Consider the following 19,345-nt stretch of genomic DNA (forward strand, 5'->3'; position numbering starts at 1 on the left):
AGGGCAGCACCGGTGGCCCGGTCCGGGGCTCGTGCACCGGCCGGGTGGCCTTGGCGGCCTGGTGGTGCCCGGTGTCCAGTGCACGGCGTGGAGCTGGGGTGGGGCGGCTATTCGATGGTGAAGCCCTGCTCCTTGCCGTACTTCACTGACGCCTTCCGCCAGTCGGCCAAGCCCTTTTCCAGCGGGGTGCCCGAGGTGTACGCCTTGCCGACGGAGTCGTTGAAGATGGAGTTGGCGTACACCTGGAAGGGCAGGTAGCTCCAGTCGTCGGGCACATCGGCGGCGGCCTTGGAGAAGATGACGTTGGCCTTCTGGCCGCCGAAGTACGGGTACCCGCGGTTGAGGAACTCCTTGGACTCCAAGGTGGCTTTGGTGGCCGGGAAGGCGCCGTCGTGCACGCGGGTCTGCACCCCCTTCCCGGCGTTGGCGTACTTCACGAACGCGTAGGCCAGTGCCTTGTTGCCGCTCTTCGCGGGAACGGCCAGGGAACTGCCGCCGTTCTCGGCGCTCACCGGCTTTCCGGTCTTCCACTGCGGCAGTGGTGCCACCCGCCAGGAGCCCTTGCCCTTGGGCGCTCCGGACATCAGGTTGGCGGGCATCCAGGCACCGATGGGGAGTGTCGCAATCTTTCCGTCGGAGAGGCCCTTGTACCACTCGTCGCTCCAGCCGACGGTGGGGGCCAGCAACTTGTCGTCGATGAGCTTCTGCCAGGTGCGGGTGTAGGTGGCGCTGCCCTGGTCGGAGAAGTCGATGGACACCTTGGTGCCGTCCACGGAGTAGGGACGGCCGCCCGCCTGCCAGATGAGGCTGGTGGTGAGCCCGGCGTCGCCGGTGTCGCTCGTGATGTAGACCTCGGGGTCGGCCTTGTGGAGTTCTCTGGCCGCCTCCGCGTACTCGTCCCAGGTCTTGGGCACGGCGATGTGGTGCTTGTCGAATACGTCCTTGTTGTAGAAGAGCGCCATCGGTCCGGAATCCATCGGCAGGGCGTGTATGCCGTCGCTGGAGGACACCGCGTTCCACGGTCCCGGTGAGTAGGTGTCACCCAGTTCGTCCGCGCCGAATCCGGCGAGGTCGGTGAGGGACTCGGTCAGGGTGAACTGGCCGAGCGCGTAGTACTCGATCTGTGTCACGTCCGGGACTCCGGATCCAGCCGAAATGGCGTTCTGGAGTGCGGTGTACTCGTCCTTGTTGGTCCCGGCGTTGACGAGTTTCACCTTCACGTTGGGGTGCTCGTCCTCGAAGTCCTTCGCCACCTGCTTCAAGGTGGGCTCCCAGGCCCACACCTTGATGGTGCCGCCCTTCTCCAGTGCCGCTGTCACATCGGCCGGACCACCGCCGTCACCCCCTTCGTCGTCAGCGGAGCCACAGGCGGTCAGGGCCGTCGCGAGGGAAAGGGCGAGTACGCAGGCCAGCCCGGTACGTCGCGGTGCGTTGGTCATGGTGTCATCTCACTTTGCGTGTCGGTACGTCGGCGCGGTGCGTCCGGGGCGGACTGTGGGGTGTGGGTCGCGGTCATTCCTTGACGCTTCCGGCCGCGAGTCCTGACTGCCAGTACCGCTGGAGCAGCAGGAAGGCGGCGATGAGCGGCAGGATGGTGAGCAGTGAACCGGTGAGGACCAGATGCGGAACGGCGTGGCCACCTGCGGTGCCGGCTTGCGCGTTCCAGGAATCGAGCCCGAGGGTGAGCGGGTACCATTCCGGGTCCTTGAGCATGATCAGGGGCAGGAAGTAGTTGTTCCAGGTGGACACCATGGTGAACAGCAGGACGGTGACGATGCCGGGGGCGAGCAGTGGCAGGCTCACCCGGAAGAAGGTGCGCACCTCCCCGGCGCCGTCGATGCGCGCGGCCTCCAGCAGTTCGGCAGGAATGGCCTCGGCGGCGAAGACCGTCATGAGGTAGAGGCCGAAGGGCGAGATGAGCGAGGGGATGATGACTGCCCAGGGGGTGTCGGTCAGTCCCAGTTCGCTGAACATCAGGAAGGTGGGGATGGCCAGCGCCGTCCCGGGCACGGCGACCGCTCCGATGACGACGGCGAACACGCCGCGCTTGCCGGGGAAGTCGAACCGGGCCAGCGCGTAGCCGCCGAGCACGGCGAGGAAGGTGGCGCCACCGGCCCCCGCCACCACGTAGAGCAGGGTGTTCAGGAGCCATCGGAGGTAGACACCGTCGTCGTAGGTGAGGGTGTCGGCGATGTTGCTCCAGAGCGCGAAGTCCCCGTCGAACCACAGGCCGGGCGAGCTGGTCAGTCCGGCGGGTGTCTTGGTGGCGCTGATGAGCAGCCAGACCAGCGGCAGTAGGGCGTAGACCACCACCAGGCCGGTCAGCACGGTCAGGACGGCGCTGCGGCGGGGGCGGTCGGCCCGGTGGGCCCGGCGCCGAGTCGTCCGGGGGAGGGGCGCATGGCGTGGCGGGTGTTCCGTGGAGTGTGGGGACGAAGTGGTCGGGGCGATGGCCATGGTCGTCAGGCCTCCTTCCGCATGCCGCGGAGCTGCACCAGATAGGCGATGACCATGGTGAGCAGGCCCATCACGATCGCCACGGTGGCGGCGGAGTTGTGCTGCTGACCGGAGAAGGCCAGTGAGTAGGTGTAGAGGTTGGGTGTGAAGTGGGTGGTGATCGCGTTCGGGGCGAGCTTCTTGAGGATGCTCGGCTCGTTGAACAGCTGGAAGCTGCCGATGATGGAGAAGATGGTGGCGATGGCGAGGGCCCCGCGGATGGCGGGGAGCTTGATCGAGGTGATGACCCGCAACTGCCCGGCCCCGTCGATCTCCGCGGCCTCGTAGAGCGCATGGGGTACGACCCGGAGGGCCGAATAGAAGATGAGCATGTTGTAGCCGACGAATTCCCAGGTCACGATGTTGCCGATGGAGGCGAGCACGAGGTCGGCGGAGAGCGGGTCGGGCAGTGCGACGCCGAAGGCGTCATTGATGTCGCCGACCAGGCCGAAGCGCGTGCCGTACATGAAGCCCCACATGAGTGTCGCCACCACGGCGGGCACCGCGTACGGAAGGAAGACGGCGACCCGGAAGAAGTTCCGGCCGTAGAGGCGTCCGCTGTCGATCGCCAGCGCCACCAGCAGGGCGATGCCGAGCATGATGGGCACCTGGATGACGAGGAACAATCCGACCCGGCGGAGTGCCGACCAGAACTGTGCATCGTCCAGAGCCTGTTGATAGTTGTCCAGGCCGACGAAGGAGGTGCCCCCGATCAACTTCTCCTGGAAGAGGCTCAGATAGATGGAGTATCCGATGGGGGCGAGGAATACCAGGGCGAAGACCGCCATGAAGGGGCCGATGAAGCCCCAGCCGATCCACGCTCGTCGTCGTCCGAGCCACGCCCGCGGAGCGGATCGCGACGCGGGCGTGTGCGTTGGGCATGTCGTCATGACTGCTTCCCCGCCTGTTGTGGTTCTCGTATCAGCCGTACGGCGGCCCACCGGGCGATGGGCACCGCCTTGGAATGCGGCAGCGCGCGCTGGTGTACACGGGAGACCGAAGAGTTGCGCGACGCAGAGTGACGAGTCGGCTGCGCCCCACGATGTTTACGTAAACATCCTGTGGGTGAGATGCTTGCACTGCGCCCTCAGAGCCGTCAAGGGTGGAGAATCGCGGTGGTCGCGGAATCCGGGGAGTCGCGGACGACAGGCGGCCGACGGCGAACGGCGGGAGTGCTGAGGGTGCAGAGGGACGGCGTCACGGGTGAGGCGGACATGGAGGGCTCGGCGCAGCGACGGGTCGCGGCCGGGAGCCGCGGGCGGCGCCGGGTGTCCATGGCGGACGTGGCCCGGCGGGCCGGAGTCTCGTCGCAGACCGTGTCGCGGGTGTCCAACGGTCATCCCAGCGTGGTCGAGTCGACCCGGAACCAGGTCCTCGCCGCGATGAAGGAGCTCGGCTACCGGCCCAACAGCGCGGCCCGTGCCCTCAAGAGCGGTCAGTTCCGCACGCTGGGCATCATCCTGTTCACCCTCTCGACCACCGGAAACGTCCGGACGCTGGAGGCGATCGCCACGTCGGCGGCGGCCGAGGGGTACGCGACCACCCTGCTCCCGGTCGCCGTACCCACCCAGGGCGAGGTCCGCGGAGCCTTCACCCGGCTCGGCGAGCTGGCCGTGGACGCGATCATCGTGATCATGGAAGTGCATCTGCTGGACGCCGCCGCGGTGTCGCTTCCGCCCGGCGTGGGCGTCGTCGTCGCGGACTCCGACGCCGGTGACCGCTACAGCGTGGTGGACACCGACCAGAAGGGCGGAGCCTCCGACGCCGTGCGGCACCTCCTCGACCTGGGGCACACCACCGTCTGGCATGTGGCCGGGCCGGAGGAGTCATACGCCGCGCAGCGCAGGGCCGACGCCTGGCGGGCGGAGCTGCGGCGGGCGGGACGGGACGTACCGCCATTGCTGCGCGGTGACTGGTCGGCCGAGTCCGGCTACCGGGCCGGGTTGCGGCTGGCTCAGGAGCCGGGCTGCACGGCGGTGTTCGTCGCGAACGACCAGATGGCGCTGGGTGTGCTCCGCGCGTTGCACGACCATGGCCGTGCCGTGCCGGGCGAGGTCAGCGTGGTCGGCTTCGACGACATCCCGGACGCGGGCTCCTTCATCCCGCCCCTCACCACGGTCCACCAGGATTTCGCCGAGGTGGGCCGCCGCTGTGTGGAGAGTGCGCTGCGTCAGATCGGTGACGCACAGGGGGAGCACGGCACCACACTGGTGCCGACCCGCATCGTGATCCGGGAGAGCACCGCACCGCCGCCCACCTCCTGACATCGGCGGAGGGGCCCTTGCGCCGTCGTGGTGCGGTGCGAGGGCACCGTATGGTGGTTGTTATGGAGATCAGGGAGCTGCAGTGGTTTGTGGCTCTCGCCGAGTGCGAACACGTCACGGCCGCGGCGGAGCGGCTCAACGTCGCCCAGCCCACGCTCTCCCGGGCCATCGCCAGGCTGGAGCGGCAGATCGGCGCGCCACTGTTCGACCGTCACCACAACCGGCTGCGGCTCAACAAGTACGGAGAGGTGTTCCGGGCTCATGCCCTGCGGGCCATCAACGAGATCGAGCACGCGGAGCAGCGCATCGCCACCCTGATCGACCCCGACACCGGGACGGTCGCGCTGGGGTTTCTCCACTCCTACGGCACCTGGCTGATCCCCGAACTGCTCGCCGGATACCGTGACATCGCCCCGGCAACCACTTTCGAGCTGCGCGGTAGCGCGGCCGATACGGTGGTCGACGACGTACGGCGCGGCCGGCTCGACCTCGGGGTGGCCAGTCCGCCGCCGACGGGTGAGGATCTGCGGTGGACACCTCTCCAGGACGAGCGGCTGTGCCTGCTCGTTCCCGCCGGGCACCGGCTGGCGCGCCGTCGCAGGCTGGAGATGCGGGAGCTGGCGGAAGAGGGCTTCGTGGCCCTGAAGCCCGATTACGGGCTACGCCAGGTCGCCGACCGGCTGTGCGGGGCGGCCGGGTTCACCCCGCGGATCGTCATGGAGTGCACCGAGCTCAGCACATTGCGCAACCTGGTGGCGTCCGGGCTCGGGGTGGCCGTGGTGCCGACCACCGGCAGTCCGCTCTCGCACGAGCACCGGGTCGTCCCGGTGGCCCTGGTCGATCCGCGTGCCCACCGGACCATCGGCGTGGTCGTCCTCAGCGGTGGCCCACGCGCTCCGGTCGCGGAACGGTTCTACCGCTACGTGTGCTCCACCGCCCAGCCGCCCTACACGTGAGGGGCAAGCGGTCCGCTGGTCGGCCGGGCCGGGGGCCGCAGCCGCCTACCACTCCGTTCCGCCATTCCCATTGGTATGACCTGGGGCGATGCACCCGGCGTATGCGGCGGCCGACAATTCGATATTTCACAAGGGCGACAAACGCTCTGAAGATGGCCCTATGGGCAGTAATACCTCCACCGTCATGACGCGACCGGCCGACCCGCCTGTGGACGTCCCGCATGCTGTGCTGGACCTCCCCGCGGAGGCACACATGGTCCGCAGAGCACGCCTCTTCGCCTCCGACCTGCTGGGCGGATGGCAGGTCGCCGAGTCCGACCGGGACGCGGCCATTCTGATCATCGGTGAGCTGGGCGCCAACGCTGCCCGGCACGGGGGAACCGAGATGTCCGTCAGACTCTCCCTTCGGGGGACGGCCCTGCGGATCGAGGTGTCCGATTCGGACGCGATCCCACGGCAGCGAACGACCTCCGCCCCGGACGGCGCCGAGCGGCTGCGCACGCTCGCGCCGGCCGGCGCGGAGCACGGTCGGGGCCTGGACATCGTGCGGGCCCTGGCGGTCCGGGTCGAGATCGCGACCGTGGGCCGCCGCCACACCGTGTGGGCGGACCTGGACGTCACCGTGGCCCTCGCCCGCTGACGTCAGGGGACGGCCTGCGGGCGTCCCGGGGACCCTCGGCGAGCACCCGGGCCCCGCTGTGGTGCAAGAACTCCAGGAACCGCCGGACCACGTGCGGCAGATGGCGCTGCCGCGGCCATACGGCGCCGACCGTACGCCGGGACACCGGACTGCGCACCGGCACCTGGACCGCGGCCGGGCCGAGCGAAACCCCCGCGGGCAGTACGGCCAGCCCCTGGCCGGTGCCGACGAGGCCGCGCAAGGTGGCGACGTCCTCGCCCTGGAACTCCAGCCGCGGTGTGAAGCCCGCCTGTGCACACAGCCCGTCGAAGATCGTGCGCAGCCCGTGTCCTTCGGTCAGCGCGACGAAGGGCTCCTCTGCTGCCTCCCGCAGATCCACCCGCTTCCGGCCCGCGAACCGGTGATCCGGCGGCACCGTCAGGAACAGCTGCTCCTCGCGCAGCGGAAGGACGCCGAGCGCGGGGTCGTCCACGGGCAGTGGTGCGGTGATCACGACATCGGTCTCGCCGGAGCGCAGCCGTTCCAGGATGGTGGCCGCCGGTCCCTGCGCGAGACTGAAGTGCACATCGGGCCAGGAGGCGCGGAACGCGTCGATGAGCAGCGGTACGTCCCAGGCGCCCAGGGTGTGCAGAAAGGCCAGGTGAACCCTGCCGCACTCGGGGTCGATGGTGTCGGCCAGCTCGCCGCGCGCGTCACTCAGCGCGGCCAGCGCCCGCGTTGCCGGTCCCAACAGAGCGCGCCCCGCCGGGGTGAGGGTGATGCCGCGGCCGGTCTGCTGCACCAGGGCCACGTCCAGTTCGCGTTCCACCCGTCGCAGTGCCCGGCTCACCGTGGGCTGTGGCATGCCCAGCCGGGCCGCGGCACGGGTGACATGGCCCTCCTCCAGTACGGCCACCACGACCGCCAGGTTCGGTGCCATCAGACCCAACCAATGCGCATCGGTATCGATCACAGGTCCAATCTACATTGGACGCATGAATTCCGGGTGGGCAGGCTGAGCGGCCACACCGTGGTGCACCGCGGGACCCCAGGCGACAGCCACGAGAAGGGACACCACCATGACGGACCCCCAGGAACGATCGGGCGAACGACTCGTCCCCGGCTGGGACGGCCGCTATTTCGAGGACTTCACCGTCGGAGACATCTACCGCCACCCCCTTGGCCGGACTGTCACCACCACCGACAACAGCTGGATGACACTGCTCACCCAGAACACCGCCCCGCTCCACTTCGACGCGCACTACTCCGCCCAGACGACCTGGGGCAGACCGCTGGTCGACTCCACCTTCACCCTCGCCCTGGTCACCGGTCAGTCGGTGACCGATGTCAGCCAGCACGTCTTCGCCAACCTCGGATGGGACGAAGTGCGGCTGCCCGCGCCGGTCTTCGAGGGCGACACGCTGTACTCCCAATCCACCGTCGTCCTGGTCCGCCCCAGCAGGTCGCACCCTGAAGCCGGCATCGTGCGGGTCAAGACCGTCGGTTACAACCAGGACGGCGTGATCGTCATCTCCTTCCTGCGCACCATCATGGTCTTCCGCCGCGGCCACGGCCCCTCGCCCACTCCCGCCCCGCGGGAGCGGGACCAGAACACCAAGACGGTGTGATGGGAATCGAAGCCCGCCATGCCCGCTCATGGCTGTTCACACCGGCCGACCGGCCGGAGCGCTACCCCCGTCGTGGGCGCCACGGTGCCGACGCGGTCATCCTCGACCTGGAGGACGCCATCGCGCCGGGAGCCAAGGACACCGCACGCGGCCACCTCGCCCGCCACACCGTGCCGGACGTTCCCGTGTGGGTCCGGGTCAACGGCCGCACCACACCTCAGTGGCGTGATGACCTGCACACCGCGGCCCGGTTGCCCGCCCTTGCCGGTGTGGTACTGCCCAAAGCCGAGAACCCCGACGATCTGGCCGCGACCGCTGCCCTGCTGCCCCGGGGGACTCCGCTGATCGCGCTCGTCGAAAGCTCCCTCGGCATCGAGAACGCCTTCCTCCTCGCCTCCGCGCCCGCCACCCTCGCGCTCGCATTCGGCAGCGTCGACTTCCAGAGGGAAACCGGCCTGGCCGACAGCCCCGGAGCCTGGGACTATCCACGCTCCAGGCTGGTCGTCGCCAGCCGCGCCGCCGGACGGCGTGGCCCGCTCGACGGCCCCACCACCCGCCTCGACGATCCCGCCGTGACCCGCGACGACGCCATCCGCGGCCGGCACCAGGGCTTCACCGGAAAACTCTGTGTCCACCCCGCACAGATCGCCCCGGTCAACGCCGCGCACACCCCCGGCGCGGCAGAGCTGGACTGGGCCCGACGCGTTCTGGACCAGGCCGCCGCGAGCGACGGCGCGGCCGTCCGCGTCGACGGCGAAATGATCGACCGACCCCGGCTCGAGTACGCAAGCGACCTCCTGGACGCGGCGGCCGGGTACGCCACCACCTCCGGCGCCTGAACTCTCGGTCACCGCCCCCGGCACGGCCGCGCCGACCCCTCGCGCGACCCTGCCGCGGCCCCCTCTGCCTGCGACGATGCGCCGCAGGTATGGAACGGCGGCCAATCCGTCATTTCACTTCGGCTGATCCCCGGCGGACAGTGTCCCCACAGCCGATCAGGACTCCCATGGGAGGGACCCCATGCCCGAGCCGCACGCCCGGCACATGCCTGTTGCCGAACCGGCCGACGGCCCCGTTACCGAACCGGCCGACGGCCCGCTTGCCAACCTCGTCGTCGTCTCCCTCGAACAGGCCGTCGCCGCGCCGTTCGCCACCCGTCAACTCGCCGATCTCGGCGCCCGCGTCATCAAGATTGAAAGGCCCGGCAGCGGTGATCTGGCCCGTGGCTACGACCACACGGTGCGCGGTATGTCCAGCCACTTCGTCTGGCTCAACCGGGGCAAGGAGAGCGTCCAGCTCGATGTGCGCTCCAAGGAGGGCAACCGCCGGCTGCACCAGCTCCTCGACCGTGCCGACGTTTTCGTGCAGAACCTCGCACCAGGGGCGGCGGCCCGGCTGGGCGCCGGCCACGCGGCCCTCGCGATCAGCCATCCGACCCTGATCACCTGTGACATCTCCGGCTACGGCGGCAGCGGTGAATACCGTGACCGCAAGGCGTACGATCTTCTTGTGCAGAGCGAGGCCGGACTGGTGTCGATCACGGGCACGCCGCAGACGCCCTCGAAGGTGGGCCTGTCCATCGCCGACATCTGCGCAGGGATGTACGCCTACTCCGGAATCCTCACCGCCCTGCTGAGCCGGTCCCGCACCGGTCGCGGATCCCAGCTGGAGATATCCATGCTGGAGGCGCTGGGGGAGTGGATGGGGTACGCCGAGTACTTCACCCGGTACGGCGGCACCGCCCCGGGCCGCGCCGGGTCCAGCCACGCCACCATCGCCCCCTACGGCCCGTTCCCCACTCGTGACCAGCGGACCGTGATCCTGGGCCTGCAGAACGATCACGAGTGGACCGCCTTCTGTGAAACGGTGCTCCACCGCCCCCGGCTCCGGGACGACGCACGGTTCGCCAGCAACGCCGCGCGGGTGGCGAACCGGGCCGAACTCGACGAGCTCATCAGGGAGGTCACGCTCGGCCTGACCGCCCGGGAACTGCTGGACCGGCTGGAGGACGCGCGTATCGCCTACGCCCACCAGCGCACGATGCGGGAGTTCAGCGAACACCCGCAGCTGGTGGCGCGGGACCGCTGGGCCTCCTTCGGCAGCCCGGTCGGTGAGCTGAGCGGCCTCGTGCCGCCGGTCACCGTCCGCGGACGGGCCATATCGCGCCTCCGGCCGGTACCCGCCCTGGGCGAGCACACCGGCTCCGTACTGAGCTGGCTCGACGAAGCGGTGCGGAACGTTCCCGCACGCGGCGAGGGTGTCCAGGACGGAGGGATGTCATGTCCCCAGAACTGACCGGAGTGCTCATCCTGGTCGCCGTCTTCATCCTCGCCGGGCTGCGCGGCCTCAACATGGGGATCCTCGCCCTGGTCGCCGCCTTCCTCTTCGGCACCGGATGGCTCGGCCACCCCGCCAAGGAGGTACTGGCGGGCTTCCCGGCGGATATGTTCGTGGTGTTGGTCGCCGTCACCTTCCTCTTCGGTATCGCCCGGGTCAACGGGACGGTGGACTGGCTCGTCCACGCCGCGGTCCGGGTGGCCGGCAACCGCGCCGCCGTGGTGCCCTGGATCCTGTTCCTCGTGGCCGCCGCGCTGTGTGCCACCGGTGCGGCCTCCCCGGCGGCCGTCGCCATCGTCGCGCCACTGGGCATCACCTTCGCCATGCGGCACGGACTCAACCCGCTCTACACCGGGCTCATGGCCGTCAACGGAGCGGCGGCGGGGAGCTTTGCCCCCACCGGGATCCTGGGTGGCATCGTCAACTCCTCGCTGCACGGCAACCATCTCGAGGTGGACGGCGGGTTGCTCTTCGCGGGGACCTTCGCCGTCAATCTGGCCGCGGCGGTCGTCACCTGGCTGGTCTTCGGCCAACGCCGGGCCACAGCGGCGCACGCGCCAGCGGAGGACACCACCGCTGCACACATCCCCGCGCTGGGGGCAGAACAGCTCGCCACCCTCGCCGCCATGGTGCTGCTGATCGTCGGCACTGCCGGGTTCGAGCTGGACACCGGGCTGTTCGCGCTCACCCTCGCCGCGGCCCTGGCTCTGGTGTTCCGGCAGACGGCACAGCGGGCCACCAAGGAGATCGCCTGGCCGGTGGTGCTGCTCGTGTGCGGAATCGTCACCTACGTCGCCCTGCTGCAGAGCCTGGGCATCGTCGACTCGCTCGGGGAGAAGATCGCGGCGATCGGCGCTCCCCTGCTCGCCGCGCTGCTGATCTGCTACGTCGGCGGGGTGGTGTCGGCGTTCGCCTCCACCACCGGGATCCTGGGGGCCTTGATGCCCCTCGCGGCACCCTTCCTGGCCTCGGGTGCCATCACCACCACCGGACTGGTCATCGCGCTGACCTCCGCCGCCACCGTGGTCGATGCCAGTCCGTTCTCCACCAACGGAGCCCTCGTGGTCGCCAACACTCCGGAGGCCGAGCGTTTGCGGACTTACCGTGGTCTGCTGCGGTGGGGCGCGGGGGTGTGCGCGTTCGCTCCGGCCGCCGTCTGGGTCGCCTTCGTGGTGATCTAGGCCCTACTGCTCCCGTCTCGGACAGGGCGCCCTGTCCGAGACGGGACCGCTCATGCGACCGGTACCTCGCTGAGGCGCACGAGGTGGATCGGTTCCGCCAGCAGGTCGTCGAACCGGTCGGCGAAAGCCACGAAATGGGGTGTCGCCCTGTGGATGTCCAGCGCCTCCTGGTCGGCCCAGGTCTCGCGGACGTAGAAGGTCCCGGGTTCGTCCGTCAGCTCGAACAGGGTGTAGTCGGAGCAGCCCGGTTCGGCGCGGGAGGGTTCCACGAGTCCCGCCAGGGTCTCCCGCAGCTGTTCCCGTCGAGAGGGTTTTGCCTTCACCACCGCGAGGGCGGTGATCGACTGTGTTGGGGTGGCCTCGGACATGGGACTCTCCTTGATGTTCCGTCAGAATCACTGGCACGCCGTGCCGTTGCGTGTCGGCCCGATCGATGGCGCCCAGGTCCGGGCACCGCGGTATTCGTCGTCTACGACGCGGCCCTCGGCGGGCGAGAGCACCGTATGCGAGCCCCCTTGGTTACCCGCAAGGGGGCTTGGTATCCATCGGATACCACGGGAGCACCGGCAGGCGCGTCATCGCGGCCCCCACCCGCGGTGGCGGGGGGGGGGGGGGGGGGGGGGGGGGAGAGGGGGGGGTTTGGGTGCCGGGGGGGAAAGGGGGGGGAGCGGGGGGGGGTGTAGTCGTGTCCCCCCGCCGGGGCGGCGGCGCCACAAGGGGAGCGGGCCCCCCCCGCCGCGGGCGGGGCGATCGCCGGCCGGCGGCGGTCGCGTGCCGAGGGTGGACCGGTGGTCAGAAGGTGAGCCCCCAGTGGTCGATGTAGCCGGTGTCACCGCCCACGACGTCCTGGACCCTGAGTTTCCACGTGCCGTTGGCGGTCTCGCCGGACGCGTCCACCGGGTAGGAAGCGATCAGGTTGACACCCCGGTCGGCGCTGGTGCTCTCCTTCAGCCGGTGGGACGTGCCGTCGGGGGCGACCAGGTCAACCGTCAGGTCACCGCGGTAGGGGTGCTTGATGTCGATGTCCACCCGCAGGTCCTTGGGGGCATGGCCGGGGACACCGGTGACGTCGATGTCCGAGGACACCGGGGAGGCCCAGTCGGGAATGTGCACATCGTCGTCGTTTTGGAAGACGTTGGGGAAGCTGCGGACCCTCCAGGTGAAGCGGGTACTGTCGGTAGCGCCGGTGGAGTCGGTGACCGTGAGGGTGACCTCGCTGGTGGTCTCCGCGGTGGGGGCGCCGGAGATGAGGCCGGTGGAGGCGTTGACGGTCACGCCCGGGGGCAGTCCGGTGGCCTCGTGGCGCACTGGCCCCGGGTTGGTGCTCGCCGCCTGGATCCGGAGTTTCACGGGTGTGTCGAGCAACGAGTTCTGTGCTCCCGGATTGTGCACCAGGGCGCCTTCGACGCGGCGACCGACGTTGACGGCCGCCCAGGCGGCCGCGGTGTTCAGATACGTGGCGCTGGCCCGGCCGTACAGGTCGGCGGCGGCGCGCAGGGTGGCGTCGCGGGCGGCGGCGTAATCGGTGCCGGAAGTCATGTAGGTGGTCAGCGCCCGGTACCAGATCAGCGACGCGGCGCCGCGGCCGATGGGAGTGACGGACCGGCCGTCGTGGGTCGGCGAGTCGTAGTGCACACCGTTGATCGTCTTGCTCCCGCTGCCCTCGGAGGCCAGGTAGAACCAGTGGTTGCCGATACCGGAGGAATCATGGACGTCGAGGTCGCCCACGCCGCGGTACCAGAAGTCGGCCGAGTTGCCGTCCCTGGACGGCCGGTCCATAGAGCGAGCGGGGGTGCCATCGCCATGGATATCGGCCTTCTCGGCGACCAGGTAGTCACCGGGGTCGGCGGGATTGTCCGCCCAGAACTCCACTGCCGCGGCCATGATGTCCGACGTGGCCTCGTTCAGACCGCCTGCCTCGTCGCTGTACCGCAATCCCGCGGTGTTTTCGGTGATGCCGTGCGTCAGCTCGTGGGCGGCCACGTCGATCTGGGTGAGCGGCTTGATGTTGCCCTTGCCGTCGCCGTAGGTCATGCAGAAGCAGCCGTTCCACCAGAAGGCGTTGGCATAGCCGTCGCCGAAGTGCACACGGCTGTTGGCGGCGACACCGTCATTGCGGATGCCGTTCCGCTCGTGCACCTTCTTGAAGTAGTCCCAGGAGAGCTGAGCGCCGTAGTGGGCGTCCACACCCGCTGTCTGCGGGTTGGCCGGGGTGCCGTCGCCCCAGGTGTCGTCGGCGTCGGTGAACGGTTTTCCCGTGCCGGTGTCGTCCGAGCCGTGTGCCATGTCGTACGTGCCGTGGCCACCCCGTGTGCGGTCCGTGAGGGTGTACCCCTCGTCGGTGTGACCGGTGCCGATGGTCACCCGGCCGCTGTACTGACTGTGACCGGTGCCGTTCCTGACCGCCTGGTACGTGAAGAGTTCCTTGCCGGTCCTGGCATCGGTGATGACGTGCAGTTCCGAGGGAGTGCCGTCGTGCTGCACACCTCCCACCACCGTCTCCCAGGCCAGCGCCGGTCTGCCCGAGGCGGCCCAGACCACCTTGTGCACCGAATCGGCCTTCGGCGCCTCGATGTCCTCGGCGCCCGCCAGGTTCAGTGCGGACCCCTTCGCGTTCGCCGCGCTCCTGCCGGGGGTGGTGGAGTCGACGGTGATGGGGACGTCGGTGGCTTTGGTGACGCTTTCGGTGGTGCCCTCCGGGGCTGTGTGGACGACCAGGTCACCGCCCAGCACCGGCAGTTTCGCGAAGGTGCGCTCGTATCGGGTGTGCAGGGTGCCGTCGGCGTCCTTCTGCACCGACCTCGCCACCAGAGCCTCATCGGTGCCGAGGTCCAACGCCTTGGCCGTGGCTTCCTGTCGTGTTCGGGCATCGGCCAGGAGATTTCTGCGCTCGGCCGGGCTGAGCGGGTCCGGCAGCGCGCCCTGACGTGGTGCCGCGCCGGCGGGTGCCGTGGTGCGGGGGGCACGGGACTCGTCGGAGGCGAAGGCGACGCCGACGGGAAGCGCGATGGCGGTGAGTGCGAGGCTCGTCAGGAGAGCACTTGGCGGGACCGTCTTGCGGGCGAATCGTCTCATCGTGATTCCTCATGGAGGTGGCCGAGGAACTCTCGGCCACTGCGGCACGGCCGGGCGCGGTTGCGTCCGCCGGGCAGAACCGATGGAGCGGGGAGGTACTGGACGATGTGCCGGACCGGTGAGATGTGCTGAGGACCGCGCGCATCATTCGGGCAGGAGGGAAGCCTGCCATGTTTACGTAAACATGACGGGTCGCTCTCGTGAAATGGCGCAACGTCGGCCATTGGGCGATGTGTTGGGGCGGGTTTCGGTGCGGGTGTCGAGTGAATGGGCCGGTCCGCGCGGAGCTTCTCCGGCGCCTTCCCGTGGGTGAGCGGTCACAGGGTCGCCTGGTGCGCCGCTCGCGCGGAGAGAGGTGGTACCACCGTGATTCACCTCGCTGTATGGGCGTGTGAAAGCCGAGTAGGCCAGGCGCATTTGGCGCCACTGCCCACTCTTCGAGGGGACGCATCGGGGTCGGCTGGAGCGAGGCTCGGCCCTCGAAGAAGAGTTGATTATTGTTCGATTATGTTAAATAAGTTGTCCAAATGTCGTTCCTGGGTTAGGTTTTAAGGCATCGCTGATCGGTGGCGCGTTTTCCGCGTTGTTCATGCTGCGCCACGACCTTGCCGGCCCATCACGAGTGGGGCCGAGCTCCTCCGGTGCGTCGATGTGGCCTGACCGTGGCCCCTCGTGTGCCAGGGCGGTCAGGCGGCGGGGTCTCGAGTCGTGCACATCATCGCCGCAGCATTTTCGCCACTACCTCCGGGGGATTTCTCCCGCTCACACCATGTATGGCCGTGAGCGGGAGGTCGAACCCTGGCCAGAAATACGAGCTTGTGTGACTCCGTGGGCGGACAACGACGTAACTGCACGGACCGGACGAAGTGTGCCCGGAAGGCAGTTGACAGGAGAGCAGTGAGTACGACCTCTTGCCACAGAGGTGGCGACAACTCCACGTCCCCCTGCGAATGTGGTGCGGGGGCGGGCAATCAGGTGGATGCCTTCCCCGGAAACGGGGAGCGCGAGGAGTGCGGCCCGCAGCGGGTCCGGCCTTACATCTCCGCCGAGATCTCGGGGCCCGGTGTCGAGCGAGCGTCATCGGGAAACCATCTGAGGATCGCTCAGCCGGATCCACCGGAAGACACCGGGTCTTCCGCGACGGCCGGGCACGGCGACACCCTCGTCCTGCCCCGTGTCGCTCGGACGGCCTCCCGCCGTCAGCGCCGTGCACGCCCGGGAACCGCCCGACTGGCCACCGCCGTAGCAGCGGCCACCGTCACGGCCACGCTGGCGGGCATGGTCGCGCTCTCGGATTCCGCCGGTGAGGAGAAGGCACCCATCGCCGCATCGACACGCGAGGCCGTCGAGCCGTCCGGAGCGCCACCAAGCAGTGCGGCCGATCCCTCGCCGACGACCGCCGGTCCGCCGCCCGACCTCGCCCCCACACCCCGTCCGTCACGGCCGTCGCATGGTGTGTCAACCAGCCCCGCGCCCGCCTTTCCACGCTCCGCGACCACCGAGAAGACCGACCCCGCAGCGACAACCTCGCGTGAGAAGCCCGCACCGGACCCCGGCCGCACCGCCCCGCCCATGCCCTCGGGGCCGACGCTCCGTCAGGGTGACACCGGCCCCGAAGTCGCCGAACTCGAAAACCGCCTGAAGCGGCTCGGACGCTGGCCGCGCATCACACGAGGCAAGTTCACCGCGGCCCTCTTCCGCTCCGTCCGCTCCTTCCAGGAGGGCAACCGGATCACGGACGACCCGCCAGGTGTGTACGGTCCGGCCACCCGCAAGAAGCTGGAAGCCATGACGCCCTAGGCGAGGCCGGACAAGCGCCGGATTGCAGCCAGCCCGGTCAGCATTCCCCCTCATCACCCACTGGACGGCGTCGTGGCGACGCCGCGCCCAGCGGACCTCATGGCCCGTCAGCACCTCGATCGACCTTCGGAGCGACGAGTGCCGACCCCGCTCACCATCCATCACCATCCCCGAGGAACGTCATGCCCCACCGCCACTTCTCCCGACGGCTGGCCGGCGCCGCTCTTGTCGCCGCCTTTGCAACAGGGGCCACACCGAGCTGGACCGCTGTCGCGCAGCAGTCCACCACCGTCCCCTTCTCAGAAGGCTTCGAATCCGGCAGCATCGCGACCTGGCCGCGCAAGGGCATCAACGGTGGCGGAAACGTCGCCGTCACGGCCGCGCCCGGCGGCAGCGGGAAGGCCGCCCGGTTCACCATGCCCGACGACGGACAGTCCTACCGCTCCGAGATAGCCACCAGCCGGATCCCCTACGGCAGCTACCAGTACTCGTTCTCCAACTACCTCCCGAGCGATTGGACGCGGTACCCGAACATGACGATCGTCTCCCAGTGGCACGGCGGAGGGGGCACCATTCCCGCCATCGCCCTCGCGGTCAAGAGGGACCGGTGGGTCATGAGAGTGCACTGGAAGGTCGGCTCGCGGCCCGTACAGGAGGCCAGACGCGATCTCGGTCCCGTGCGGTTCGGCCACTGGAACCGGTGGTCCTTCGACATCACCTGGTCCACCGCCGCCACTCCGGGGGCCATCACCGTACGGCGCGACGGTGTCACGGTCGGATCCCACCGTGGACCCAACAGCTACCACCAGCAGACCGCTCCTTACCACAAGATCGGTCTGTACCGACCCAACTGGAAGGCGGAGAAGGGGCATGTGAAGGGAGGGACGCCCGACGTGGTGATCTACTACGACGACATCCGCATCACCAAGGGCTTTACGAAGGCCGATACGCCGAAGGCGACACCGGTCCCCTCCGCGTCCGGCAAGGCGAGCAGTCCGGCCCGTCCGGTCAAGCCATCGACCTCGGCATCAGCCACCGAACGAACCGCATCGGCCTCGCCCAGCCCTCGGGCCGGCGATGACGTGCTGTCCGCCACCGGGGCGGGCGCCGAGAAGAAGGACTCCGGCAACCTGGCTCAGAGCGGCGCCTCCAGCGACATCCGGCGCATCCTCGCCGCCGGCGGTGTGCTTCTCGCCGTGGGCTCCTTCATCGTCGTACGTCACCGGATACGGCACCGGCACGGGTCGGGCCGCTGACACACCGCCCCAGCTTCCTCGCTCGCCACCCGGGGCCCTTCCCCGCCTCGGTCATCCCACCCAGGTGACGGGGGCCGGATCGCTGACGCACGCCATCCTCCAGGGCTTTCGGGACGATTCCGCGAACGTGGGTGCTCCACCGCTCGGGCCTGGCGGCGAAGCACCCACCGGGCGGGCCACACGGTCGCCCGCTGCGCACCCCGGGAGCGGTGGAATCCAGGTGCCGTGAAGGACTGGGCGCGGGGGAGTTGAGGGCACACCGGGAGCGCACGAAGAACAGTGGAGAGGAGACCAGTGAGCACACAGTGCTGCCTGCGGTGCGGTGACGGCTTCCCATGCCGTTGCCTGTTCGGTACGGAACCGCCCGAGGAAGAGGAGACGGCGGGCGGACATCATGTCGAAGGGGAGGAGGAGTTTCATCTCCAGTGGATCCGGCCCTACGTCGGTGTGGAGGTGGCGGAGGCCACCGCTGCTGAGGCCACGCCCATGAATGTGGCGTCGTCTGCCGGGAGTTCGACCGGTGACGGGCACGTCACCGACCAGGACACGCTCGTGATTCCTGTGGTACCGGCCGGGGACCGTCGGCGTGCGAGTCCGGGACGACCGGCCGGGCATCGGCATCCGGACACCCTCGCGATCCCCGTGGTGGCGGTAGGGGGCCGGCGGGGGAGCCGGCAACACCTGACCCGGAATTACCCAGGGGGCTGGACGGCGGCTGCGACGGCCACGATCGGCCGTGGTCGTCGGGGAGGTCGTAGGCGGCCGGTCCGGCGGCAGCTTCCGGTTTGGCTCGTGGCCGCGCTGGCGGTAGGGAACCGGCAGGGGGGAGGTCGTAGGCGGCTGGTCCGGCGGAAACCTCCGGCCTGGCTGGTTGCCCCCCTGGCGGTGTTGAGGGGGAGGGGGAGCCGCGGTCGTGCTGCGCGACTCCATCAGGTACAACTGGGGTCTGTGGCAGTGACGTTCGCGGTCATCGGCTTCGCCATCGCCCATGTCACATCCTCCGGCGACTCCACACCGGCTGCCAAGGCATCGCCCTCGAGGCACCCGCCGGAGGCCACCGCGTCGGCATCCCCTTCGCGAAGGGAGAGGCCCAGTGCCCGTCCCCCGACCACGCCGGGGGCGAGAGAGTCCATGTCGCCGAGTGGCCGTCTCAGCGCTTCACCGCCCCCCAGCGCGTCCGCTTCCCCCAGTCCTTCGCCCACCACCCATCCGGGGGGTCGTCCAAGCGCGTCCCCGTCTCGACTCCCTGTGCAGCCCACACTGCGGAGAGGGGTCGAGGGGCCCGAGGTCACGGAGTTGCAAACACGTCTCGCCAGGATCGGATTGTGGCCCTATCCCCGACGTGACAGGTTCAACGGGACCGTCCAGCGCACGGTTCAGTCTTTCCAGAAGCGCCATGGCATCCACGAGGATCCGCCTGGGGTCTACGGTCCGGCCACTCGGAGGGTGCTGGAGTCCCTCACTCCGTGAGACCGGGTGTCCATCGCCGCCCGCATGCTTGGTCCTGATGAGTCCCGATCGCGACTCCGCTCACCTCCAGTGATGTTATCGCAAACATGTGGTGAGTGGCAGGTCATGTGGCCAATCTGTCGAATGTCTCGAAGTGTGCTTGCCGAAGCCCTTGACAGCCCATCATGGAAATCCCACACTCTCACCCAACCTGCGGTGTTCACGTAAGCATGAAGGGGAGGGCGCAGTCGCCCAACACGGCAGGCCACCCCCGTTCGCCCCGC

At 69.2% G+C, this 19,345-nt stretch carries 16 protein-coding genes; 10 read left to right on the plus strand and 6 right to left on the minus strand.

The features are described 5' to 3' along the window. Positions 1 to 107: 107 nt before the first annotated feature. The 3 genes from AC07FT_RS11625 to AC07FT_RS11635 form a co-directional block, all read right to left on the minus strand. On the minus strand, positions 108 to 1,439 hold the full coding sequence (locus AC07FT_RS11625) for an ABC transporter substrate-binding protein (protein ID WP_479175951.1): 1,332 nt from the start codon (positions 1,437 to 1,439) through the stop codon (positions 108 to 110). Between the two features lie 73 nt (positions 1,440 to 1,512). Beyond that, the gene (locus AC07FT_RS11630) at positions 1,513 to 2,457 is read right to left on the minus strand and encodes a carbohydrate ABC transporter permease (RefSeq protein WP_479175952.1); all 945 of its coding nucleotides are present in this window, start codon (positions 2,455 to 2,457) and stop codon (positions 1,513 to 1,515) included. Positions 2,458 to 2,462: 5 nt separating this feature from the next. Next, on the minus strand, positions 2,463 to 3,386 hold the full coding sequence (locus AC07FT_RS11635) for a carbohydrate ABC transporter permease (RefSeq protein ID WP_479175954.1): 924 nt from the start codon (positions 3,384 to 3,386) through the stop codon (positions 2,463 to 2,465). 324 nt (positions 3,387 to 3,710) lie between these two features. On the opposite strand from AC07FT_RS11635, the gene AC07FT_RS11640 reads away from it, so the two are divergent. From AC07FT_RS11640 to AC07FT_RS11650, 3 genes are all read left to right on the plus strand, one after another. Further along, a complete protein-coding gene (locus AC07FT_RS11640) occupies positions 3,711 to 4,760 on the plus strand; it encodes a LacI family DNA-binding transcriptional regulator (protein ID WP_479176210.1) in 1,050 nt (349 codons plus the stop codon). Between the two features lie 62 nt (positions 4,761 to 4,822). Then, positions 4,823 to 5,716, plus strand: a complete 894-nt coding sequence (locus AC07FT_RS11645) for a LysR family transcriptional regulator (RefSeq protein ID WP_479175955.1) — start codon at positions 4,823 to 4,825, stop codon at positions 5,714 to 5,716. 184 nt (positions 5,717 to 5,900) lie between these two features. Continuing rightward, positions 5,901 to 6,356 carry an ATP-binding protein gene (locus AC07FT_RS11650; protein WP_479176212.1) on the plus strand — a complete coding sequence of 152 codons (456 nt, stop codon included), beginning with the start codon at positions 5,901 to 5,903 and terminating at the stop codon, positions 6,354 to 6,356. Here the strand turns inward: AC07FT_RS11650 and AC07FT_RS11655 are convergent. Then, a complete protein-coding gene (locus AC07FT_RS11655) occupies positions 6,334 to 7,275 on the minus strand; it encodes a LysR family transcriptional regulator (RefSeq protein WP_479175957.1) in 942 nt (313 codons plus the stop codon). The two genes, AC07FT_RS11650 and AC07FT_RS11655, sit on opposite strands and share 23 nt — an antisense overlap. A 139-nt stretch (positions 7,276 to 7,414) precedes the next feature. Between AC07FT_RS11655 and AC07FT_RS11660 the strand changes: the two genes are divergently transcribed. From AC07FT_RS11660 to AC07FT_RS11675, 4 genes are all read left to right on the plus strand, one after another. Next, entirely contained in the window at positions 7,415 to 7,963 is a 549-nt protein-coding gene (locus AC07FT_RS11660) for a MaoC family dehydratase (protein WP_479175959.1), read from the plus strand. Beyond that, positions 7,963 to 8,802 carry an HpcH/HpaI aldolase/citrate lyase family protein gene (locus tag AC07FT_RS11665; protein WP_479175960.1) on the plus strand — a complete coding sequence of 280 codons (840 nt, stop codon included), beginning with the start codon at positions 7,963 to 7,965 and terminating at the stop codon, positions 8,800 to 8,802. The genes AC07FT_RS11660 and AC07FT_RS11665 overlap by 1 nt, the downstream gene beginning before the upstream one ends. A gap of 181 nt (positions 8,803 to 8,983) precedes the next feature. Then, complete coding sequence (locus tag AC07FT_RS11670) at positions 8,984 to 10,258, plus strand: CaiB/BaiF CoA transferase family protein (protein WP_479175962.1); 1,275 nt, start codon at positions 8,984 to 8,986, stop codon at positions 10,256 to 10,258. Next, positions 10,243 to 11,481: an SLC13 family permease gene (locus tag AC07FT_RS11675; protein ID WP_479175964.1), complete on the plus strand. Its 1,239-nt coding sequence runs from the start codon at positions 10,243 to 10,245 to the stop codon at positions 11,479 to 11,481. Before AC07FT_RS11670 ends, AC07FT_RS11675 begins: the two co-directional genes overlap by 16 nt. Positions 11,482 to 11,531: 50 nt before the next feature. On the opposite strand, the gene AC07FT_RS11680 is transcribed toward AC07FT_RS11675, so the two are convergent. Together AC07FT_RS11680 and AC07FT_RS11685 are read right to left on the minus strand one after the other, a co-directional pair. Next, positions 11,532 to 11,849, minus strand: a complete 318-nt coding sequence (locus AC07FT_RS11680; protein ID WP_479175966.1) for a putative quinol monooxygenase — start codon at positions 11,847 to 11,849, stop codon at positions 11,532 to 11,534. A gap of 424 nt (positions 11,850 to 12,273) precedes the next feature. Continuing rightward, on the minus strand, positions 12,274 to 14,556 hold the full coding sequence (locus tag AC07FT_RS11685; protein ID WP_479175968.1) for a M4 family metallopeptidase: 2,283 nt from the start codon (positions 14,554 to 14,556) through the stop codon (positions 12,274 to 12,276). A gap of 1,572 nt (positions 14,557 to 16,128) precedes the next feature. On the opposite strand from AC07FT_RS11685, the gene AC07FT_RS11690 reads away from it, so the two are divergent. The 3 genes from AC07FT_RS11690 (at position 16,129) to AC07FT_RS11700 (ending at position 19,082) form a co-directional block, all read left to right on the plus strand. Beyond that, complete coding sequence (locus AC07FT_RS11690) at positions 16,129 to 16,356, plus strand: peptidoglycan-binding domain-containing protein (RefSeq protein WP_479175970.1); 228 nt, start codon at positions 16,129 to 16,131, stop codon at positions 16,354 to 16,356. Positions 16,357 to 16,538: 182 nt separating this feature from the next. Next, a complete protein-coding gene (locus AC07FT_RS11695; RefSeq protein ID WP_479175972.1) occupies positions 16,539 to 17,612 on the plus strand; it encodes a polysaccharide lyase family 20 protein in 1,074 nt (357 codons plus the stop codon). A 1,131-nt stretch (positions 17,613 to 18,743) separates the two neighbouring features. Then, positions 18,744 to 19,082 carry a peptidoglycan-binding domain-containing protein gene (locus tag AC07FT_RS11700; protein WP_479175973.1) on the plus strand — a complete coding sequence of 113 codons (339 nt, stop codon included), beginning with the start codon at positions 18,744 to 18,746 and terminating at the stop codon, positions 19,080 to 19,082. Positions 19,083 to 19,345: the final 263 nt, after the last annotated feature.

It is taken from the genome of Streptomyces sp. NPDC045899, assembly GCF_056431485.1.